The sequence below is a fragment of the Flavobacterium sp. MR2016-29 genome (assembly GCF_015350695.1).
In the GTDB taxonomy this organism is placed as follows: domain Bacteria; phylum Bacteroidota; class Bacteroidia; order Flavobacteriales; family Flavobacteriaceae; genus Flavobacterium.
The window spans coordinates 98,584-117,013 of the sequence record NZ_JADKPU010000010.1 but is presented as its reverse complement, the minus strand read 5'-3'; the positions used below and the strand labels follow the sequence as shown (position 1 = coordinate 117,013).

Sequence of the window (18,430 nt, the reverse complement as noted above, 5' to 3'; positions counted from 1 at the left end):
TATAGGAACTTGTTTTTTTATAGCAATCTATGGAAATATGAATAAGAGTAAACACAGGGAAGAATTGCTAATAAGTCTGGAAAATCAAAACAGAGAGCTTAATGAATACGCTCATGTTGTTTCACATGATCTAAAAGCGCCACTAAGGAATATAGATACGTTGATTAATTGGGTTCTTGAGGAGAATAAAGACGCAATGAGTGAAAGTTGTTTGAATTTGCTGCATCAGGTATTGTTTAATGTCGAAAAAATGGATTTGCTAATCAATGGAATTTTAGCTTACTCTACAATAGACAAATTAGAATCTGAAGAAAGATTAATTGATTTTAATCAGATAATTGATGAAATTACGAGAGAAATTCATATTCCCAAAAATATTAAAATTTCAATAATCAATGATTTACCTAAAATAAACGGAAATACATGGCGATTCAAACAATTAATGCAAAATTTAATTGAAAACAGCATTCATTATAATGATAAAAACCACGGTCAAATTGACATTGGCTGTAAAGAAAACAAGAATGATTTTGAATTTTATATTAAAGATAATGGTATCGGAATTGCTGAAAAATATCACGGCAAAATTTTTAAAATATTTACAAAATTAGAGAGCAGCAATCAAAATTCAGGAGCGGGTCTTTCGATAGTCAAAAAAATTGTAGAATACTACAAAGGTTCCATCTGGCTTGAAAGTAAGGAAAATATCGGAACAACATTTTATTTTACTTTACCTAAAAACCATGGAACAGCCTAATTTAACTTATATAGATCAAATTTGTGGAGATGACAGTGAATGTAAGCAAAAAATGATTACTATTATTAAAAAAGAACTTCCGCTCGAAATATTGGCATATAATAAAAGTATGGAAGCTCATAACTACAAAAATGCGGCAGAACATGTTCATAAATTAAAACATAAAATAATAATTTTTGGTCTTGAAAAAGAATATCATATCACGCATGAATATGAAAATGAGTTATTAAATGGCATAATTAAGTCTGCAAATGAGTTTGAAAATATTTTACAATTAATTCAACATTTTGTAAACGGCTTATAGTAATTCTTATTTGCTGATTGTTTAATCTTTAGTTATAGCTGGTCATTTTTTAGAATTGAGATTTAAAATGTAAAATATTAGAAAAAAATAAGTTGGAAGAAATCTAATTCTTTTTATTAAAGTCTACAATAAATTTAAACGCTTCATTAAATCAGGCCGATTTGCGCGACTTACCGGAACAACATCTTTACCAATTAAGACACTATTGTCCTCAATATCTATAATTTTTTTGGTATTGATGATAAACGAACGGTGCACTTTCAAAAATAAACTTTTAGGTAATTTGTCTTCAATTTTTTTAAGAGTAGAGTGTACTACATAGTTTTTATTTTCTGTCTTAATATGAATATAGTCTCCTTTGGCTTCTACTATGTTTACTGAAGCAAATTCGATTTTGATTAAACGACGATCAATATTAATATAAAATTCATGTGCATTATCTTCACCTGCGCTTTTGTTAATAACCATTGTTCTAGATAAGGGTATCGCAATCACTTTTTGAATTGCTTTCTCAAAACGATCCTTGGTAATAGGTTTTACTATATAATCGACAATACAGTCATATTCAAAAGCTTCAATAGCAAAATCTTTATCAGAGGTTATAAGTATAATTTTGGGAGGATTTTTAAGAGTTTTAATAAAATCAACACCTGTAAAATCAGGCATGTGGATGTCAAGAAAAATTAAATCGACCTCATTTTGATTCAAGTACTTGATGGCATTCATAGCATTTGAGAACTTTTTTAATAAGTTTAATTGCGGAATATCCTCGATTATTTTTTCTATAATGGCTCTTGCCATTTCTTCGTCATCAATAATAATGCAATTCATAGTTTAAGCCTATATTATAATTCTAGTAAAGTTATTGCAGTGTTCTGAACATATTTAAATCCATATTGTAAAGTTGTACTGCACTGTTTTTTTTAATACTCTTCCTACTTCCTGAACAAGATAATAATTTTTTTCAAGAAAATTATTAGTAATACAGGTAAAATAGAAATTAATCAATTATTAGTTGCTGTTGAATAACAACCCAAGTGTTCTTTTAAGAATTTTACAACTGTAAATTTGTAAATTATTGATATACAGTTTAGAGCCTAAGATTGGCAGGCCTTGATTTTGCTGGATTATGGTTTTTAAAAATACCATGTGCCACGAATCTGCCACAAAACTCGACTGGTAAAATAAACTTAAATATCGCCTTGAGTTTTTGTGGCAAAAAATGTATCAACTTCAATTGTTGTAATTACTCATATGGCAGTGGGATTAAAGAAAGAATGAACGCAGGATGGTAGCAGCAACAATTAAAAAGACACGCACCAAACCAGCTTGCTGCCGTTTTGCTTGTATCAGGATCCCCCGCTGTTGAATTTGTTATATACCTTAACACCTCCTATAAGGCCGACCATGGCTCCGATGACATAAATAAGCTGCGTGGAGGTATCAAAATATGAGGCTACCATCTTAGTGGCTTCATTAATACCCGCCGTACCATTTCCCTGTGCCAGCACACTGAAACCTGTCAGCATTGCCATGTTGCCAACAGGGTATTTTTTGTTTGTCCTTCCATGATGAAACAAATTAGTTGTTGTCTTTATCCCGCACTATACGGCTTTCCGAGCAAATATCATCTGGAGATCAACTCGTGATCATGATCTGGCATCGAGTGGTATTACTTGACAGCACTTGGCTTTAATAGGTAAAATTTGTATCTGGATAGAGCTTGATTTAAATCTATCTAAATATAGATCCCTCATCAAGCTTATGCCGTTGCCTGTGCATTTGAACTTCTGTACTATTTTGTTTCTATTTCATCAATTTAAAAGATAATTGTTGAAATAAGAACAATATTATTAATGCATTTTAAATGTAATACATTGTAAATGTGATTATTATGATTTTGGTATAGAATTAGTATAGTGATGTAAAAACTAATAAAATACATAATGAACACAAACACAATTAAGACGGTTGATTATGCCAGTGACCCCCATTTATCGCCTGCAGTAAAAGAATTTCTACGACCCCTGAATGGTGGGGGTTCCGGATTGGAAACCTTACCTGCCGATGAGGCCCGCAACGCACTGGTCGGCCTTCAGGAATCGTTCCCGGTAGATTATTCCGGCATTAAAGAATCTGAAAAAACGATTACCCATCTCGGTTATACGGTAACATTGAACATCGTAAAACCAGAGAACGCAAATGGCATTATGCCAGCGTTTATGTTCACTCACGGAGGGGGCTGGATATTGGGCGATTACCCAACACATAAACGCATGGTACGTGACCTTGTAGTGCTTACAGGTTATACCGGAGTTTTTGTGAACTATACCCGTGCCCCCGAAGCAAGATACCCACAGGCAGTGCATGAAGTGTATGCCGTGTCGCAATGGCTGACAGAGAATGGCAATGAAATTGGGGTGGACGGAACTAAATTAGGCATTGTAGGGAATAGTGCCGGTGGAAATTTAGCAACAGCCTCCGCACTCAAGGCTATTGAGGAAGGAAAGGCGGCCTATAAAGTAAAGGTACTAATGTGGCCGGTAACAAACGCTGACTTTGACAATACCTCTTGGACACAATTTGGTGAAGAGCGGTTCCTTACAGCATCTTTAATGAAATGGATGTGGGATCAGTACATACCCGCTGGGCAACGAAATGAAATATATGCTTCTCCTCTTCAGGCTACGCCTGAGCAATTGAAAGATTTGCCACCTACGCTTATACAAGTAGCCGAAAATGATATCCTGCGTGATGAGGGCGAAGCTTACGGTCGCAAGTTAAGCAGTGCCGGTGTCGAGGTTACCACCGTCCGCTACAATGATGTGATACATGACTGGGGACTCCTCAATGGTCTGGCCCATTTGCCACAAACTAAAGCATTGTTCATACAGGCGGCTGCCCATCTTAAAAAGTATCTAGAATAACCCATTCAACCTTATAAATTATCTTACCATGAAAAAAAATACAATTAAAAACAAGTCTCTTTTTTACATCCTTGCATTGTTATTGATCGGAACCTATTATGGTTATTCGCAAGTTGATTATGCTACAGACCCAAACCTGTCTCCTGCCGTTAAAGCCTTTTTAAAACCTTTAAACAGTGGCGGTAAACCATTGGAAACCATGAGTAAAGAAGATGCGCGAAATGTGCTCGTTGGCGCACAGGCAGCATTTCCGGTAGACCTTTCCGGTATTACAGAATCAGAAAAAACTATCACATACCAAGGCTATACCGTGACCCTAAATATTGTAAGGCCGGAAGGCGCATCGGGAAAATTACCGGTATTTATGTTTACGCATGGCGGAGGATGGATATTAGGGGATTACCCTACACATAAACGTATGGTGCGCGACCTTGTAGTGCTTACAGGCTACGTGGGGGTGTTTGTAAATTACACACGCTCACCTGAAGCAAAATACCCGCAGGCCGTTAATGAGGTATATGCCGTGTCACAGTGGCTAGCAACACACGGTGACGAGATCAATGTGGACGGCACCAAACTTGGGATCGTGGGCAATAGTGCCGGTGGTAACCTGGCTTCGGCTTCGGCATTAAAAATTAGTGCAGATGGTGGCACACAATACAAAGCGGAAGTTTTGATGTGGCCGGTGACCAATGCTAATTTTGAAAATGCTTCGTGGAAGCAATTTGGTAAACAGCGTTTCCTTACTGCTTCATTAATGAAATGGATGTGGGACCAATACATCCCTGAAAACAAAAGAAAAGAGGTCTATGCTTCTCCGCTTCAGGCCACTACTGCCCAGCTAAAAAACATGCCCCCTACACTGATACAAGTCGCTGAAAATGATATTTTAAGGGACGAAGGTGAAAACTACGGACGCAAGCTTAGTGATGCAGGCGTTGATGTAACTACAGTGCGCTACAATGATGTCATCCACGATTTCGGTTTATTGAATGGGCTTGCAAACCTTCCTCAAACCAAAGCACTTTTCGTTCAGGCAGCTGCTACATTAAAAAAGTACCTTAAATAATCGCAGTCCAATTTAACTAAAATAAGACCGGCGGTGTTATCACTGCCGGTTAAAAAAAGAAAAACGTATGAGCACAACTAAAACTATATTATTTGTAACCGGTGCATTTGTCAGCAATAGCTGCTGGGATGAATGGGAATTGTATTTTGAAAGCAAGGGGTATACCACCCTTGCACCAGCATGGCCCTTTAAAGATGCACCCGCAGAGACCTTAAGGAAAAGACAGCCTAACGATACCGCTCTGGCCGGGTTAACCTTATCAGGAGTTATTGACCACTATGCAGCTATTGCTAAAAGCCTGCCTGAAAAGCCTATTATCATTGGGCATTCATTAGGAGGTATGATCACACAGATATTATTAAACCGTGACCTGGCTGCAGCCGCGGTAGCCATACACCCGGTCGCTCCACAGGGAATTATCCCTTATGAGTTTTCGTTCCTTAAAGGTTCATGGAAATCACTTGGGCTTTTTACTTCCTCAAAAAAAACATATATGATGTCTTTTAAGGACTGGCAATACGCTTTTGTAAACGGAATGCCGCTTAAGGACCAGAAGGAAGCTTATGAAAAACTGACTATCCCAGAATCAAAAAGCGTCTTACGGGGTGGGCTTACTTCTCAGGCCTATGTAGATTTTAAAAAACAACATGCGCCTTTACTGATTACTTCGGGTGAATTTGACAACCTGATTCCGCCCCACTTAAACATCCGTAATTACAAAAAATATAAGGCTAATGGATCGATTACGGAATACAAAGAGTTTGCGGGCCGTAACCACAATGTACTGGGGCAGGCAACATGGAAAGAGGATGCTGATTATATTTTAAACTGGATAAGCAAGTTATAATTATGCCGTTATACAGAAGTGCACAAGCCAAATGGAAGGGTTCCGGCCTAGAAGGAAGTGGACTCCTTTGTACCCAAAGCACCCTTATTCAGGATGCACCTTTTAATTTTAAAGGAAGGTTTGCCTGTGAAGAGCACGAAGCAAACCCAGAGGAGTTGTTAGCTGCGGCGCTGGCCAGCTGCTTTGTAATGAAATTAAGCTTTATTATAAGTGAGTCTGGCTATACATGTAACCAGCTAAATACCACCGCTAAGGTTAAATTTGAAAACGGTACTATAACTGGGGTGCACTTGCTGATACATGTTGTTGTAATACATATAAACTTGTCAACACTTACTGATTGCATTGAACAGGGCATAAAAAATTGCCCTGTCAGCAATGCCTTAAATGTTCCGGTCAGTTACGAAATAGGTTGAGCCGGCGGCAAAATATCAAATCACAGGCATTATAATGGTATCGTTTGATTTTGAAACGTTTACTCTTTTCTCTGTTAAAATATGTACGCGTATTTTAACAATTTTCAGGGCATTTAATTTATCTTTGAATGGTTTAGTAACTAGTTTAAATTCCGGGATAAATTGCAAATATAATTATGACAACTACTAACAACGATAGGCTGTTACTTCAAAAAAGTATTACTGATAAGGAATTGCTATTATCCCTAAGTTCAGATATTGCCTACATTAAAGCAAGGAGTGAACTCATGCAGCTTATCCGGGAGAAATTCCAGCAGCTTTTTTACTTTTACCATTGCACTATTTCTCTAAGCAATAAGGAAAAAACAACGCTAAAAGCATTTTTGCTGGATCCAAATTCTAAAATGCGGTCACATGATGACTACCATCATCTGATAACCCATCATTACCCTTTTGCCGATGGCCTGCATGACAAAATTGAGCTTTCGGACAAACCGGAGATTTTCGACCTGGATACATTAGTTGCTACGGGCAAAGCCCCGGGTTATGCAGTAATAATGAACCAGTCGGGCATAAAACAATTAATGGGTGTATCACTAAAGACTGAAGGGGAGACTATAGGAGTCTTGGCTTTTTACTCTGATGTGCCGGATAATTTTAACCCGTCTATGTTCGGAATGGTAAATGGCATAGTATGCCAGGTATCACTTGCAGTGAGCAATATTCTGGCAGCAGAAGCAATTGACACTAAAATAAAGGAGCGTGAAACACTGCTTCATATAAGCGATGTCATATCACGTGTTAAAGATCGCAATGAATTGCTGGCACTTGTCAATACAGAATTAAAACAACTTTTTGTTTATTCTCACAGCCTTGTGCTTCGCCTTAACAGCGACCTTGAGTCTATGAGTACATATATACTTGATCCCGAATCTAAAAACCGGGCGTATAAGAATTATGAAACAATAACTACACAACCAATACCGGTAAAGGATGGTATTCTTGATACTATATTACTATCGGAAATACCATTGGTTTTTGACATTGAAGCAGAAGCGCAGAAGGCGAATGCGCAGCCCTATATGAAAATGCACTTTGATAGTGGCCTGAAAGAACTTATGGCGATAACGTTAAGAACGCCCTGCCAGAAGCCTTTGGGTATCCTTACTTTTTTTGGCGACCAAAAAGGCCAGTTTACTACCGAAGTGCTCAATCTGGTTAAAGGGGTAGTTAATCACATTACAACGGCTTTAAACAATATCCTGCACCTGGAAGAAATAGAAGAAAGAAATGAAGAAAACCGCATTTTGTTATCGGTAAGCCATGCTATAGCCTCTATACGCAATAAGGACAATCTAATGAATGCGATCCGTACGCAGTTAAAATCGGTTATGTCTTTTACTGATATCTGTATCTCGCTTTACGATTTCGAAAAGGAAAATTATACCATCTTTGCCTATGATTTTGAGCTCATGTCACGCTATCCGGATGATTTACTTTCCTCGGCCTTTCCTCTAAACGACGGCATCCATAATGTAGTAGTCCAGACAGATGATGCAGTGATATTTAATTATGAGAGTTTAAAAGAAATGCAAATGACGCATGTCGATTTTATGCTGGGTATGGATATCCGGGAAATTGCCTGCGTCCGTCTGGTGAGCAGCGGGCAGGTTATTGGCGCCTTGACGCTGTCCTCTGAACAAGATTATGCATTCAGCGCAAGTGATGCCTCTTTTATACAGCGCTTGTCACCCCATCTGGCTACAGCGGTTGCAAATATTGTCGCAAATGAAGTAATCCAGCAAAGGGACCGTCAAAATGAAATCCTGTTGTCAGTCAGCACCGCAATTTCTTCAACCAGAGATAAACATGAATTAATCCATATTATTCACCAATCGTTACAGCGTTTCATATCCTTTTCAGATGTTTCAATAACTACTTTTAATATTGAAAAAGGATCTTATAAACCTTATTTATATTATTGTGAGCAGGTAGCCACACAGCCTGACTATGAGGAAGTAGTTACACAGGAATATCCCTTATATGACGGTTTACATGATATTCTCTTAAAAACAGAAGATGTACATGTTGTAACCGTCGAAAGCATGCGGCCCCAAAAGCTGCCTAATATCGAATTTATACATCGGGCAGGAATTAAGGAACTTGCCGCAATAAGATTGCAGAACAGCAATGAAGTTTTTGGCGCAATGGTATTATTGTCGGCAAAAAAGGACGCGTTCCCTGAAGCAGACAAGGAGTTGATAAAAAGGCTTTCCTATCATATATCCACAGGGGTATCGAACATGATAGCAAATGAAAAGATCGAAAACCAGTTAATTGAAATTAGTAGTTATAAAGCCCAGCTTGAAGAAGAGAAGCAGTACCTGCAGCATGAAGCCAATATCGGCTATTCCTATAACGACATTATCGGCTCCGGCCCTGAAATGCAAAAAGTGTTTCATTTACTTTCACAGGTTGCTTTTGCTAACAGCACTGTTTTAATTTTAGGAGAAACAGGAACCGGCAAAGAGCTTATAGCGCGTGCAATACACAACTCTTCCCCACGCAAAGACAAACTGATGGTAAAGGTAAATTGCGCCGCAATACCGGCCAGTCTCATAGAAAGCGAACTGTTTGGCCATGAACGCGGCAGCTTTACTGGTGCCACCGAGCGAAGAATAGGAAAATTTGAACTGGCCAATAAAGGAACCCTGTTTTTAGATGAAATTGGCGAACTGCCGCTTGACCTTCAGGTAAAATTGCTCAGGGCATTGCAGGAAAAAGAGATTGAACGAGTTGGCGGGCAGAGCGTTATAAAAACCGATGTGCGCATTATTGCCGCAACGAATAGGAATTTAATACAGGAAGTTGAGGAGGGACGCTTTCGCAGGGATCTCTATTACAGGCTCAATGTATTCCCTATCACCCTTCCCGCGCTGCGGGAACACAAAGAAGATATTCCTGACCTGGCACTGCACTTTCTTGGAAAATATGCCAAAAATACCGGTAAAAAAGTAAGCAGGATAGCTAATAAGGTTATGAAGGAACTGACCGCGTATTACTGGCCCGGAAACGTAAGGGAACTGGAACATCTTATGGAACGCAGCGTGCTTATGGCAACAGGCGATACACTGAAAGAGGTATATCTGCCTGTGCCTAAAATAGAGGAGCGTACTGATTTTATAAAAAGCATTTCTTTTAAAACCTACGAGGAAAATGAAAGAGAGCATATTATAAAAGCGCTCAATACCTGTAAAGGCAAAATTTACGGTCCTGGGGGGGCTGCGGAATTGCTGGGCCTCAAAGTTGGCACATTAAATTCAATGATTGCACGGCTAGGCATAAAAAAAACGACTGCCACATATGAGTGGAGCGAAAGTGTTAATGATGAAAAAGAAGTATTAAAATCCGGGTATAGGGAACAACATTAGGCCTGTATTGTAAATGAAGAGTTCTATGGATACAATGTTAGCTTATATTGACTTACTTGGGTTTACTAAAATGATAGAAAAAGATCATCAAAAAGCAGAGGAATTATTGCTCCGCTTTTATGATGTTGCATTTTGTAGTATTAATAATGACGATAGGCTCAGGGGAAATATATCATCAGACTGTCTGCTTATTTATTCCACACATTATCCGGCACTTATTAACTGCTTAACGGCAATTTACAGGGAGTGTTTTTTGATAAATGATTCCTTGACCAACCCTGATTTCTATTTGCTTCCAAGAGGCGCAATAAGTGTAGGTACCATGACCATTGGGGAAAGGGACACTTCTGTGTCGATCACTAAAGATTTTATGATTGGCAAAGCTTTGATTCATTCGTCAAAACTGGAACCCTTAATTAAGGGGAGCAGGCTTCTTATCGCCATAGCTACTGCCGATGAAGCGCAAGTGGAGAACTTGCTAAACAGTAACGAAATTTGCAGTGTATTGTACCAAAACTGCACGTTTAAATTTTGGCCCGACTACAGCTATGTTGATGCTTTATGGTTCCTTGATCTTAAAAAACAACCTGAGGAACAGAAAGCGGAAGTGCTTCAACTTTTACAAATCGCGGTAAATCTAGCTAAAAATAACGGTAAGAACCTTAAGATATTAGAACATTATAATAATACGCTCAGGGTTGGCCTGTTAAGCTACGCACGATTTGTCAATGATGGAAATGACCCAGTATTAAAAACTATTATTAAAGAATTCAGAGCTGGAAATTACTGGCTTATCTGGCTTACAGTTATTGAAATTGCGATTGGTCTCCGAATTGAACGAAATGATGCCGACTGGTCTTTGATCCTGGCATTCTATAAAATGGTAAGCCTGGAAAAAAGCTGGGTAAATGTTATTGAGGAAATAAACAAGCCGGAAAAAGCATATCTAAAAAAAGCTATCAGATTATTTATAGCATAAACACGAACTTATTAATTTCTTTCATAGACTTATATTCTTGGTTATTTCATCTAAAGCATTATTTTCAAACTGATATCCCTATGTTGACTATAATTTGACATACAAGAATATTTCGACCAAAAGTATTGATGTCGAAATGGAAGTTTTTGTTGTTCTTTTAAGCAGAGAAAAACTGGAGTCTCCTGAAAATTACAGAAAATTAAATGTTAGGCATTATAATTTTACACTATTACCGGGTCATATTAAAACTTCTAATTGTGCTTTCATTGCGGGGAATTTTAAAAAAGAAAACCATCCCAAAACTGCTTTCTAACATAATTCAATGTTTTAGATTAATAAATGTAGAATTATAGCATCAAATAAACAAGTCGTTAACCTTCTTAACCCCTATAAATAAAGGTTTTTTTTAGTTTTCTGGTGCACATTGCAGCGTCATAGAATTGTGCACCGAATGTGCCACAAAACTTTTGAGCGTTTTTAAAAAATTTGAAAAGCAGTATAAAACAAAAAAACCTGCGAATCCTAGGATTTGCAGGTTTTACCACGTTTTTTGCGGGTTTTTGAAAAGATTGAAAAAGTGACCTTTTTACTTCTTTTACCCTTTTAGTGGGGAGAGCAGGATTCGAACCTGCGAAGTTCACACAGCAGATTTACAGTCTGCCCTCGTTGGCCGCTTGAGTATCTCCCCGAAGCTTGTATTAATGCGCTTTGTTGTGCTAAGCGGTTGCAAATATATAAACGTTTTTGATGTTTACAAACTAAAATCGCACTTAATTTTAAGTTATTTTTCAATTGCTTTTTAATTCATTGGTATTGAATAAAATAAAAAAATCTCCACTAGGGAGATTTTTTTATTTTATTCTGAATATTGGTGTTATTTAGCTAAAAGCTCTACTATTTTTGCTCTTAATTCTGGACCTCTTAAGTCCTGAGCAACTACTTTTCCTGACGCATCAAGAATAAAAGTTGCCGGAATTGATTGAACTCCGTATTGAGCAGCAATCGGTTCATCCCAAAATTTTAGGTTCGAAACGTGTGTCCAGGTTAAGCCGTCTTTAGCGATAGCTTCTGTCCATTTGCTTTTTTCTTTATCTAATGAAACTCCAATAATATTTAATCCTTTTGCGTGTAATTCTTTATAAATAGCAACAACATTAGGATTTTCTTTCCTGCATGGTCCGCACCATGAAGCCCAAAAATCTACAATAGTAACTTTTCCTAAACTTTCTTTAAGCGAAACTACTTTTCCTTCTGGATTAGGAGCTGAAAAATCTGATCTTCATTTAGCGCTGCCAACCGGAGGAGCTGATGCACCAACTGCAGGCAATTTTGCTTGACCAATTTTTGTTTTAGCTTCTTTGGCAGGAGTTGTATTTTTTAGAGACTCATCTAAAGAGTTATATATAGCTTCTACTTTTTTAGTATCTGCAGTAGGATCTTCAGACATTCCTTTTACGATCAATGCAGAGATAAAAGATTTTGGGTGAGTTTCTGCGTAAGCAACATATTTCTTTTTAGAATCTGCTTGAACTTCAGTTTGAATAGCAACGTATTGTTTCATCAAACCATTGATAGTTGCAGTATCTTGAGCTTGTTGAGCTTGTTGCATTTTCTCAGTGTTATTTTTTTGAAAGTCAACAAGTCTTTTTTGAGTTTTTGTAAGATCTTCATTGAATTTTACAAACTCATCATTGCTGTAAGTTCCAGAAATTTTAGATTTGTGAATACTGTCTTTGTCAATTGCAATATTGATTTCTCCAGTTTCTAAGATAAATTGAATTGGCTGGTTAGCACCTTCAAGTACTAAAGCGTGAAAAGCTGGTTCAGTTACTTTTCCTTTTATTTCGAATTTTCCGTTTTCAACTTTTACTGTATCAAGATTAACTGACATTCTTGTAGTAGGGTCTTGACCTTGAAGGATGATAGTTTTTCCGTTTTCAATTCCTGTTGCAGTTCCTGTAATAAGGTATTCTCCGTCTTTAACTTTGCTGCATGAAATAATCGCTACAGAAGCTGTAAGTAAAAAAAATATTTTTTTCATTATAAATATTAATTAGTTAATTGATTTGTGCAACAAAAGTATCTAAAAATATAAAACATAAAGAATTTTGTAACCTAAAATTTTGTTATAGTTTTTAGAGGCTTAAAGTGCCTATTATCAGGGGTTTTGTTTGTTTAATGTGCTTAAAAACTAGTAATTATATTTTTATTTTGCTTAAAAACAAACAATTTCCTAATTCTTAAGTATAAAAAAAGCACTCTGTTGCCAGAATGCTTTTAAGTATAATATAGTGTAAAACTATTCTTGATTTGTTTTCTTTCTCCAAGTAAAAGAGTTCAAAATGTGTCTTTTGGCGAATCTTCCAGGAGAGTCAGCATTTACCATTTTTACGTAAGTCGCTTTAGGAACACTAATGTATTCGTAAACACTTCCGTTAGAGAAATCGATAATTAAACGCCCTTCAACAAATTTATAATCAGTAATTGTTGCAGTTGCGATTGTCTCAGTATATTCAGGTAAATTTGCTTTAATCGTCTCAGGATTAATACTTACCAAAAAGTGATAAGCCTCAATGATTGCCTTACTTTTTTCTTCTGCAGCTTTTAAACCAGCTTCATCACCTTGAAATTTATCAGGATGAGATTCTTTCATCGCATTACGATAAATGGTTTTCAAATCTTTTAACTCTGCAGTTTTATCAACGTTTAGTAACTTGCGGTATTCAACTATTTTTTTCATAAATAAAAGGTAACTTATTGTCTATTAGTTTGAAATGAGTTTTTATTACTTCAAAACGACAAATTTTTTGCAAAGGTACACTTTTTTTTAACTTTTTACTTTTGATCGAAAAAATATTCAGAAAAAGTTATTTGATAAATATTAAATGTAAGACGTTTTTACTCCATCTATCCATTGAATTAACCGCAAAGTTTTTATGTTCCATGGATTTAAAATGCAAAGTTCGCAAAGCTTTATTAAAAAACTTTGCGAACTTTGCTAGTGTGCACTCTTTGAGTTTGAATCTTCATTTCAACCTAAAACTTGAAACAAAGAAGACCTGAACAAATTATTTATCTTCCGGCTTATTATTTGCCTTATGGAAATTTTTAGATTTTTTAGGATATTTATCATAACTGATATCACTTGGATTTTCGATAACAGATTTAATAGTAATCAATTCCCCTATTGTATGATTGGTATGTACCATTTTATAATCTAAAAGATATTCTCCACAAAAATAATTGTTGTTTTCATCTTTTTCGATGATGCCGGTATAAACTCCTTTTTGCATCATTTTATCTTGTGAATCTTTAGACATGTTTTTTAAATTTTAAAATTGAAGTTGCAAAGTTAATCAATTTATCTTTGTTTTAGGGAGTTCGAGTCAATCTCAGTATATTTGCACATGCAGAAAAATTTTAAGCCACATCCCAATTCCTTCAAAAATACCTTTTGTGTTTTTCATGAAGTGCTTGCAAATGAAATAGAAGGCCTAAAAAAACAGTTTGAAAGCAAAGCGGGAAGTACCTATTATTATACAGAAGCAGGAATGTACCGTGTTTCTAATCATTGGGGAAGATTAGCCAACAGTAAATGGCGTTTGATTGCCCGAGACGTTGATCCCGAAGCTTCGGGAGAATCGAAAACAAAAATAGGTTTTGCCGCCTGGAACGAATTTTATGCGGATAATGCCGAGGAAAAGCTATACTATATAGAAGCTGATTTCGAAAAAAATACAGTAACCTATCAGCATAAAAAGAATCCGAATTACGATAGTAAAGCAATTCTGAGAACGAGTTTTGAAACCACAAAAAGAATAAAACAAATCAGAAATCTGCAGCAATTGACTTCGTGGGCAAAACATTTTGATTATGATGACATTGCCGATTTGAGAAAGAAAATCATAACAGAACTGATTTTTACTGAAAAAACTTTAGAAGAAATTAAAAGACAAATATAATGGGACGCAACAACGAAAGGAATATCAAAAAGCATAATGACAAATTGCACAAAGCCCAAGACAAAGCAAAACAGGCTGTAATTGCGCGTAAAGAAAAACTGAAAGAAATTATTAAAAAGTTCAACGAAGACAAAAAGGAAGAATAGAAAAGTTTCAGATTTCAAGTTTGTAAATAACTTGAAATCTGAAACTTGAAACAAAATAAAAACAAAATATATGAATACTAAATTCGAAACTTTAAAAGCAAGCGTACAGGAAATAATTGATTTGATCGCTGCAAAACAAGACAGAGAAGCGAATAATAAATTGCTTGAAGTAAATGAAACTCTAGACGAATTGCTCGATCATGCAGAAGAAGATGAAGATTTGAGAGAAATCAGCAGATATCAAGTTTTATTAAATCAGTTGCACGTAAAAATTAACGGCGAAGAGCAAGTTGATGGAGAATAAAAAATGCTATTGCGATACAGGTTTACTATTTAATGACTGCTGTGGATTGTATCTTAAAAATAATCAAAAAGCACCCACTGCATTGGCTTTAATGCGTTCTCGCTATTCGGCGTATGCCACGCATAATGCAGTTTACCTTTTAGAAACTACTCATGTTTCTGAAAGACAATATTACTCAAAAGCTGAAATTTTAAAATGGGCAACGAGCAATAAATGGCAAAAATTAGAAATTTTAAGTTTTACTGAAAATACAGTTGAGTTTAAGGCTTATTTTATAGATTCAAACAAAAAACCACAGATGCATTACGAATTTTCGACGTTTAAGTTTGAAAATAATGCTTGGTTTTATCTCGACGGAAAGTTTGAATAATTGATAAAATTCTTAGTAATTTTAGTATATTTTGTTTCAATATTTTAACTAAAAATTAATAAACGTTTCTTTTTTCGTAATTCTAAAATAGCGTAATTTTAGAATTATGAAAAACGAATTTAAAAAAGGTTTTTATTTCAAGACATACGAAGCCCCATTTCAGTCTCCGTTTGAAAAGCTTTTTGGTATTTTTAAAGAGCTGATCACCCATACTTCGGGGGATTTTGATGAAGCTATAGACTGGCTTCGGGAGCTAGATACGGAATATAAACTGACCGACGAGAACTACACAATCGATGATTTTATCGAAGATTTAAAAAAGAAAGGTTACATAAAAGATGAGGTCAAAGAAGACGGAACTGGCGGTTTTGGAATCACGGCTAAAACAGAACGTGCGATTCGACAGCAAGCCTTAGATCAAATTTTCGGAAATTTAAAGCGCTCCGGAACAGGAAATCACAAAACAAAACATGCTGGAAATGGCGATGAACATACAGGTGAATTCCGTGAATTTAATTTTGGAGACGGCTTAGAACGTATTTCACTGACCGAAAGTCTGCGAAACGCTCAAATAAACAACGGTGTTGAAAGTTTTATGTTGACCGAAAATGATTTGGTAGTTGAAGAAACACAATATAAAGCCCAAATGAGTACGGTTTTAATGATTGACATCAGTCATAGTATGATTTTGTATGGCGAAGACCGAATTACGCCTGCGAAAAAAGTAGCTATGGCTTTGGCTGAATTAATCACAACTCGTTATCCTAAAGATACTCTAGATATTTTAGTTTTTGGAAATGATGCCTGGACAATTCCAATTAAAGATCTGCCTTACCTGCAAGTTGGTCCTTACCATACAAATACGGTAGCCGGACTTCAATTAGCGATGGATATTTTGCGTAGAAAACGAAATACAAACAAGCAAATTTTTATGATCACCGACGGTAAACCAAGTTGTGTGCGTGAGCGAGATGGTTCATATTATATGAACAGCAACGGGCTCGACGAATATATCGTAGACAAATGTTACACACAGGCACAGCAAGCCAGAAAATTACACATTCCGATTACGACTTTTATGATTGCAAACGATCCGTATTTACAGCGTTTTGTGAATCAATTTACAGAAGCAAATCAAGGAAAAGCATTTTATACTGGGCTAAAAGGTTTGGGTGAAATGATTTTTGAAGATTATGAAACAAATAGAAAAAAGCGAGTTAGATAGTTTTGAGTCTCTGTCTCAGTTTTCGGTTGTAACGCTGAGTGTCCAGATCCCGAAGCTTCGGGACCGAAGAAGTGCTTATTTAATTAAAAAGGTTCCCAAACACAAAAAAAAATCAAATATCAATTGAATTTTAAGTCTTTAAATCATTCAATTTTTAAATAAAAAATATGAAAATAGAAAACATAAAAACACTAGGCGAACTAAAAGCGTCAGGATATAAAAGTATAAGTATAAAAGACGAATTGAGAAATAATCTTCGTGAGAAAATAAAATCTGGCAAACCTGTTTTTGAGGGTGTTCATGGTTTTGAAAATACTGTAATTCCAGAATTGGAACGTGCTATTTTATCTCGTCATAATATTAATTTATTAGGACTTCGAGGTCAGGCAAAAACGCGTTTGGCTCGTAAAATGGTCGAATTATTAGATGAATATATTCCATTTGTTGCAGGTTCAGAAATCAATGATGATCCATTAAATCCAATTTCGCGTTTTGCTAAAGATTTAATTGACGAAAAAGGAGATGAAACTCCAATATCATGGCTTCATAGAAATGAGCGTTTCTTCGAAAAATTAGCAACGCCAGATGTCACTGTTGCTGATTTAATTGGAGATGTTGACCCAATAAAAGCAGCAAATTTAAAATTATCTTATGCAGACGATCGTGTAATTCACTTCGGGATGATTCCGAGAGCAAACCGCTGTATTTTTGTTATTAACGAATTACCAGATTTACAAGCAAGAATTCAGGTTGCCTTATTTAATATTCTTCAGGAAGGCGATATTCAAATTCGTGGCTTCAAATTAAGAATGCCACTCGATATGCAGTTTATTTTCACAGCAAATCCAGAAGATTATACCAATCGCGGAAGTATTGTGACGCCGTTAAAAGATAGGATTGGTTCTCAGATTTTAACGCATTATCCTGAAAGTGTTGCCATTGCAAGAAATATTACGGAACAAGAAGCGAAATTAGATGAAACACAGCATAAACTCGTTTATGTCCCTAGTTTAGCCAAAGATATTCTGGAGCAAATAAGTTTTGAAGCGCGTGACAGCGAATACATCGACAATAAAAGCGGTGTGAGTGCCAGAATGAGTATTACGGCTTTTGAAAATTTAATGAGTACGGCAGAACGCCGTGCCTTAAAATCAGGAGCGGAAAAAACAACTTTGCGATTGTCTGATTTTATCGGAATTATTCCGGCAATTACAGGAAAAGTAGAATTGGTTTATGAAGGAGAGCAGGAGGGAGCTGCGTCGGTGGCGCAGAATTTAATCGGATCTGCAATACGAACTTTATTTCCAACACTTTTGCCTAAAATTGAAAAGCTTGAAAAAGCTGGTGAAAAAACGGCTTACTCTGATTTAATCGAATGGTTTTTTGCAGAAAGCGGTTTCGAATTATTAGATGACGCTTCAGATGAAGAATACAAAAAGATTTTGGATGAAGTAACGCCGTTAGATGTTTTACTAAAAAAATATCAGCCTCAATTAGATAAAAATGATCAATATTTCTTCAAAGAATTTATTTTGTGGGGATTGGTTGAATATAAAAAGTTAAGCAAAGACCGTTTTGCGCAAGGGCATCAGTTTAAGGATATGTACGGAAGTTATATCAGTAAACTATAAATTAAGAATTAAGATTACATTATAATTATCAAACCCGACAGATTATCCCAAGATTTTAGGAC

19 protein-coding genes, 1 tRNA gene and 2 pseudogenes are annotated in these 18,430 nt (G+C 36.2%); 15 read left to right on the top strand and 7 right to left on the bottom strand.

The window, feature by feature from the left end; translation table 11 throughout:
* Positions 1 to 37: 37 nt before the first annotated feature.
* Positions 38 to 757: a sensor histidine kinase gene (locus tag IR010_RS18390; RefSeq protein WP_194570642.1), complete on the top strand. Its 720-nt coding sequence runs from the start codon at positions 38 to 40 to the stop codon at positions 755 to 757.
* Positions 744 to 1,061 carry an Hpt domain-containing protein gene (locus tag IR010_RS18385; protein ID WP_194605832.1) on the top strand — a complete coding sequence of 106 codons (318 nt, stop codon included), beginning with the start codon at positions 744 to 746 and terminating at the stop codon, positions 1,059 to 1,061. Before IR010_RS18390 ends, IR010_RS18385 begins: the two co-directional genes overlap by 14 nt.
* 123 nt (positions 1,062 to 1,184) lie before the next feature.
* On the opposite strand, the gene IR010_RS18380 is transcribed toward IR010_RS18385, so the two are convergent.
* Positions 1,185 to 1,892: a LytR/AlgR family response regulator transcription factor gene (locus tag IR010_RS18380; protein WP_194570640.1), complete on the bottom strand. Its 708-nt coding sequence runs from the start codon at positions 1,890 to 1,892 to the stop codon at positions 1,185 to 1,187.
* A 435-nt stretch (positions 1,893 to 2,327) separates the two neighbouring features.
* Positions 2,328 to 2,596 (bottom strand): annotated as a pseudogene (locus tag IR010_RS18375) (DUF4134 domain-containing protein).
* Positions 2,597 to 3,007: 411 nt separating this feature from the next.
* Between IR010_RS18375 and IR010_RS18370 the strand changes: the two are divergent.
* The 7 genes from IR010_RS18370 to IR010_RS18340 all read left to right on the top strand — a co-directional run bounded on the left by IR010_RS18370 (position 3,008) and on the right by IR010_RS18340 (position 11,043).
* Positions 3,008 to 3,988: an alpha/beta hydrolase gene (locus IR010_RS18370; RefSeq protein WP_194605831.1), complete on the top strand. Its 981-nt coding sequence runs from the start codon at positions 3,008 to 3,010 to the stop codon at positions 3,986 to 3,988.
* Positions 3,989 to 4,016: 28 nt separating this feature from the next.
* Positions 4,017 to 5,057: an alpha/beta hydrolase gene (locus tag IR010_RS18365; RefSeq protein WP_194605829.1), complete on the top strand. Its 1,041-nt coding sequence runs from the start codon at positions 4,017 to 4,019 to the stop codon at positions 5,055 to 5,057.
* Positions 5,058 to 5,124: 67 nt separating this feature from the next.
* Entirely contained in the window at positions 5,125 to 5,904 is a 780-nt protein-coding gene (locus IR010_RS18360) for an alpha/beta hydrolase (protein WP_194605827.1), read from the top strand.
* Between the two features lie 2 nt (positions 5,905 to 5,906).
* Complete coding sequence (locus tag IR010_RS18355; RefSeq protein WP_194605825.1) at positions 5,907 to 6,320, top strand: OsmC family peroxiredoxin; 414 nt, start codon at positions 5,907 to 5,909, stop codon at positions 6,318 to 6,320.
* Positions 6,321 to 6,496: 176 nt separating this feature from the next.
* Positions 6,497 to 9,751 (top strand): sigma 54-interacting transcriptional regulator, encoded by a 3,255-nt coding sequence (locus IR010_RS18350; protein ID WP_194605824.1) that lies wholly within the window; start codon positions 6,497 to 6,499, stop codon positions 9,749 to 9,751.
* A 25-nt stretch (positions 9,752 to 9,776) separates the two neighbouring features.
* Positions 9,777 to 10,730 (top strand): hypothetical protein, encoded by a 954-nt coding sequence (locus tag IR010_RS18345; RefSeq protein WP_194605822.1) that lies wholly within the window; start codon positions 9,777 to 9,779, stop codon positions 10,728 to 10,730.
* 94 nt (positions 10,731 to 10,824) lie between these two features.
* Positions 10,825 to 11,043 (top strand): hypothetical protein, encoded by a 219-nt coding sequence (locus IR010_RS18340; protein WP_194605820.1) that lies wholly within the window; start codon positions 10,825 to 10,827, stop codon positions 11,041 to 11,043.
* 294 nt (positions 11,044 to 11,337) lie between these two features.
* On the opposite strand, the gene IR010_RS18335 is transcribed toward IR010_RS18340, so the two are convergent.
* The 5 genes and pseudogenes from IR010_RS18335 to IR010_RS18315 all read right to left on the bottom strand — a co-directional run bounded on the left by IR010_RS18335 (position 11,338) and on the right by IR010_RS18315 (position 14,050).
* Positions 11,338 to 11,418: transfer RNA gene (locus tag IR010_RS18335), tRNA-Tyr, on the bottom strand.
* Positions 11,419 to 11,604: 186 nt separating this feature from the next.
* Positions 11,605 to 11,991: pseudogene (locus IR010_RS20270) on the bottom strand (peroxiredoxin family protein); the annotation flags it as partial.
* An 18-nt stretch (positions 11,992 to 12,009) separates the two neighbouring features.
* Complete coding sequence (locus IR010_RS18325; protein WP_029273572.1) at positions 12,010 to 12,771, bottom strand: DUF4369 domain-containing protein; 762 nt, start codon at positions 12,769 to 12,771, stop codon at positions 12,010 to 12,012.
* A 258-nt stretch (positions 12,772 to 13,029) separates the two neighbouring features.
* Entirely contained in the window at positions 13,030 to 13,470 is a 441-nt protein-coding gene (locus IR010_RS18320; RefSeq protein WP_194570638.1) for a KTSC domain-containing protein, read from the bottom strand.
* 328 nt (positions 13,471 to 13,798) lie between these two features.
* On the bottom strand, positions 13,799 to 14,050 hold the full coding sequence (locus tag IR010_RS18315; protein WP_194605818.1) for a hypothetical protein: 252 nt from the start codon (positions 14,048 to 14,050) through the stop codon (positions 13,799 to 13,801).
* 87 nt (positions 14,051 to 14,137) lie between these two features.
* Between IR010_RS18315 and IR010_RS18310 the strand changes: the two genes are divergently transcribed.
* From IR010_RS18310 to IR010_RS18285, 6 genes are all read left to right on the top strand, one after another.
* On the top strand, positions 14,138 to 14,692 hold the full coding sequence (locus tag IR010_RS18310) for a hypothetical protein (RefSeq protein WP_194570637.1): 555 nt from the start codon (positions 14,138 to 14,140) through the stop codon (positions 14,690 to 14,692).
* On the top strand, positions 14,692 to 14,838 hold the full coding sequence (locus tag IR010_RS18305) for a hypothetical protein (protein ID WP_194570636.1): 147 nt from the start codon (positions 14,692 to 14,694) through the stop codon (positions 14,836 to 14,838). Before IR010_RS18310 ends, IR010_RS18305 begins: the two co-directional genes overlap by 1 nt.
* 70 nt (positions 14,839 to 14,908) lie before the next feature.
* The gene (locus IR010_RS18300; RefSeq protein ID WP_029273568.1) at positions 14,909 to 15,142 is read left to right on the top strand and encodes a hypothetical protein; all 234 of its coding nucleotides are present in this window, start codon (positions 14,909 to 14,911) and stop codon (positions 15,140 to 15,142) included.
* Complete coding sequence (locus IR010_RS18295) at positions 15,132 to 15,512, top strand: YchJ family protein (protein WP_194570635.1); 381 nt, start codon at positions 15,132 to 15,134, stop codon at positions 15,510 to 15,512. The genes IR010_RS18300 and IR010_RS18295 overlap by 11 nt, the downstream gene beginning before the upstream one ends.
* A 106-nt stretch (positions 15,513 to 15,618) precedes the next feature.
* A complete protein-coding gene (locus IR010_RS18290; RefSeq protein ID WP_029273566.1) occupies positions 15,619 to 16,737 on the top strand; it encodes a vWA domain-containing protein in 1,119 nt (372 codons plus the stop codon).
* Between the two features lie 167 nt (positions 16,738 to 16,904).
* Positions 16,905 to 18,368, top strand: a complete 1,464-nt coding sequence (locus IR010_RS18285; protein WP_194605816.1) for an AAA family ATPase — start codon at positions 16,905 to 16,907, stop codon at positions 18,366 to 18,368.
* Positions 18,369 to 18,430 lie beyond the last annotated feature (62 nt).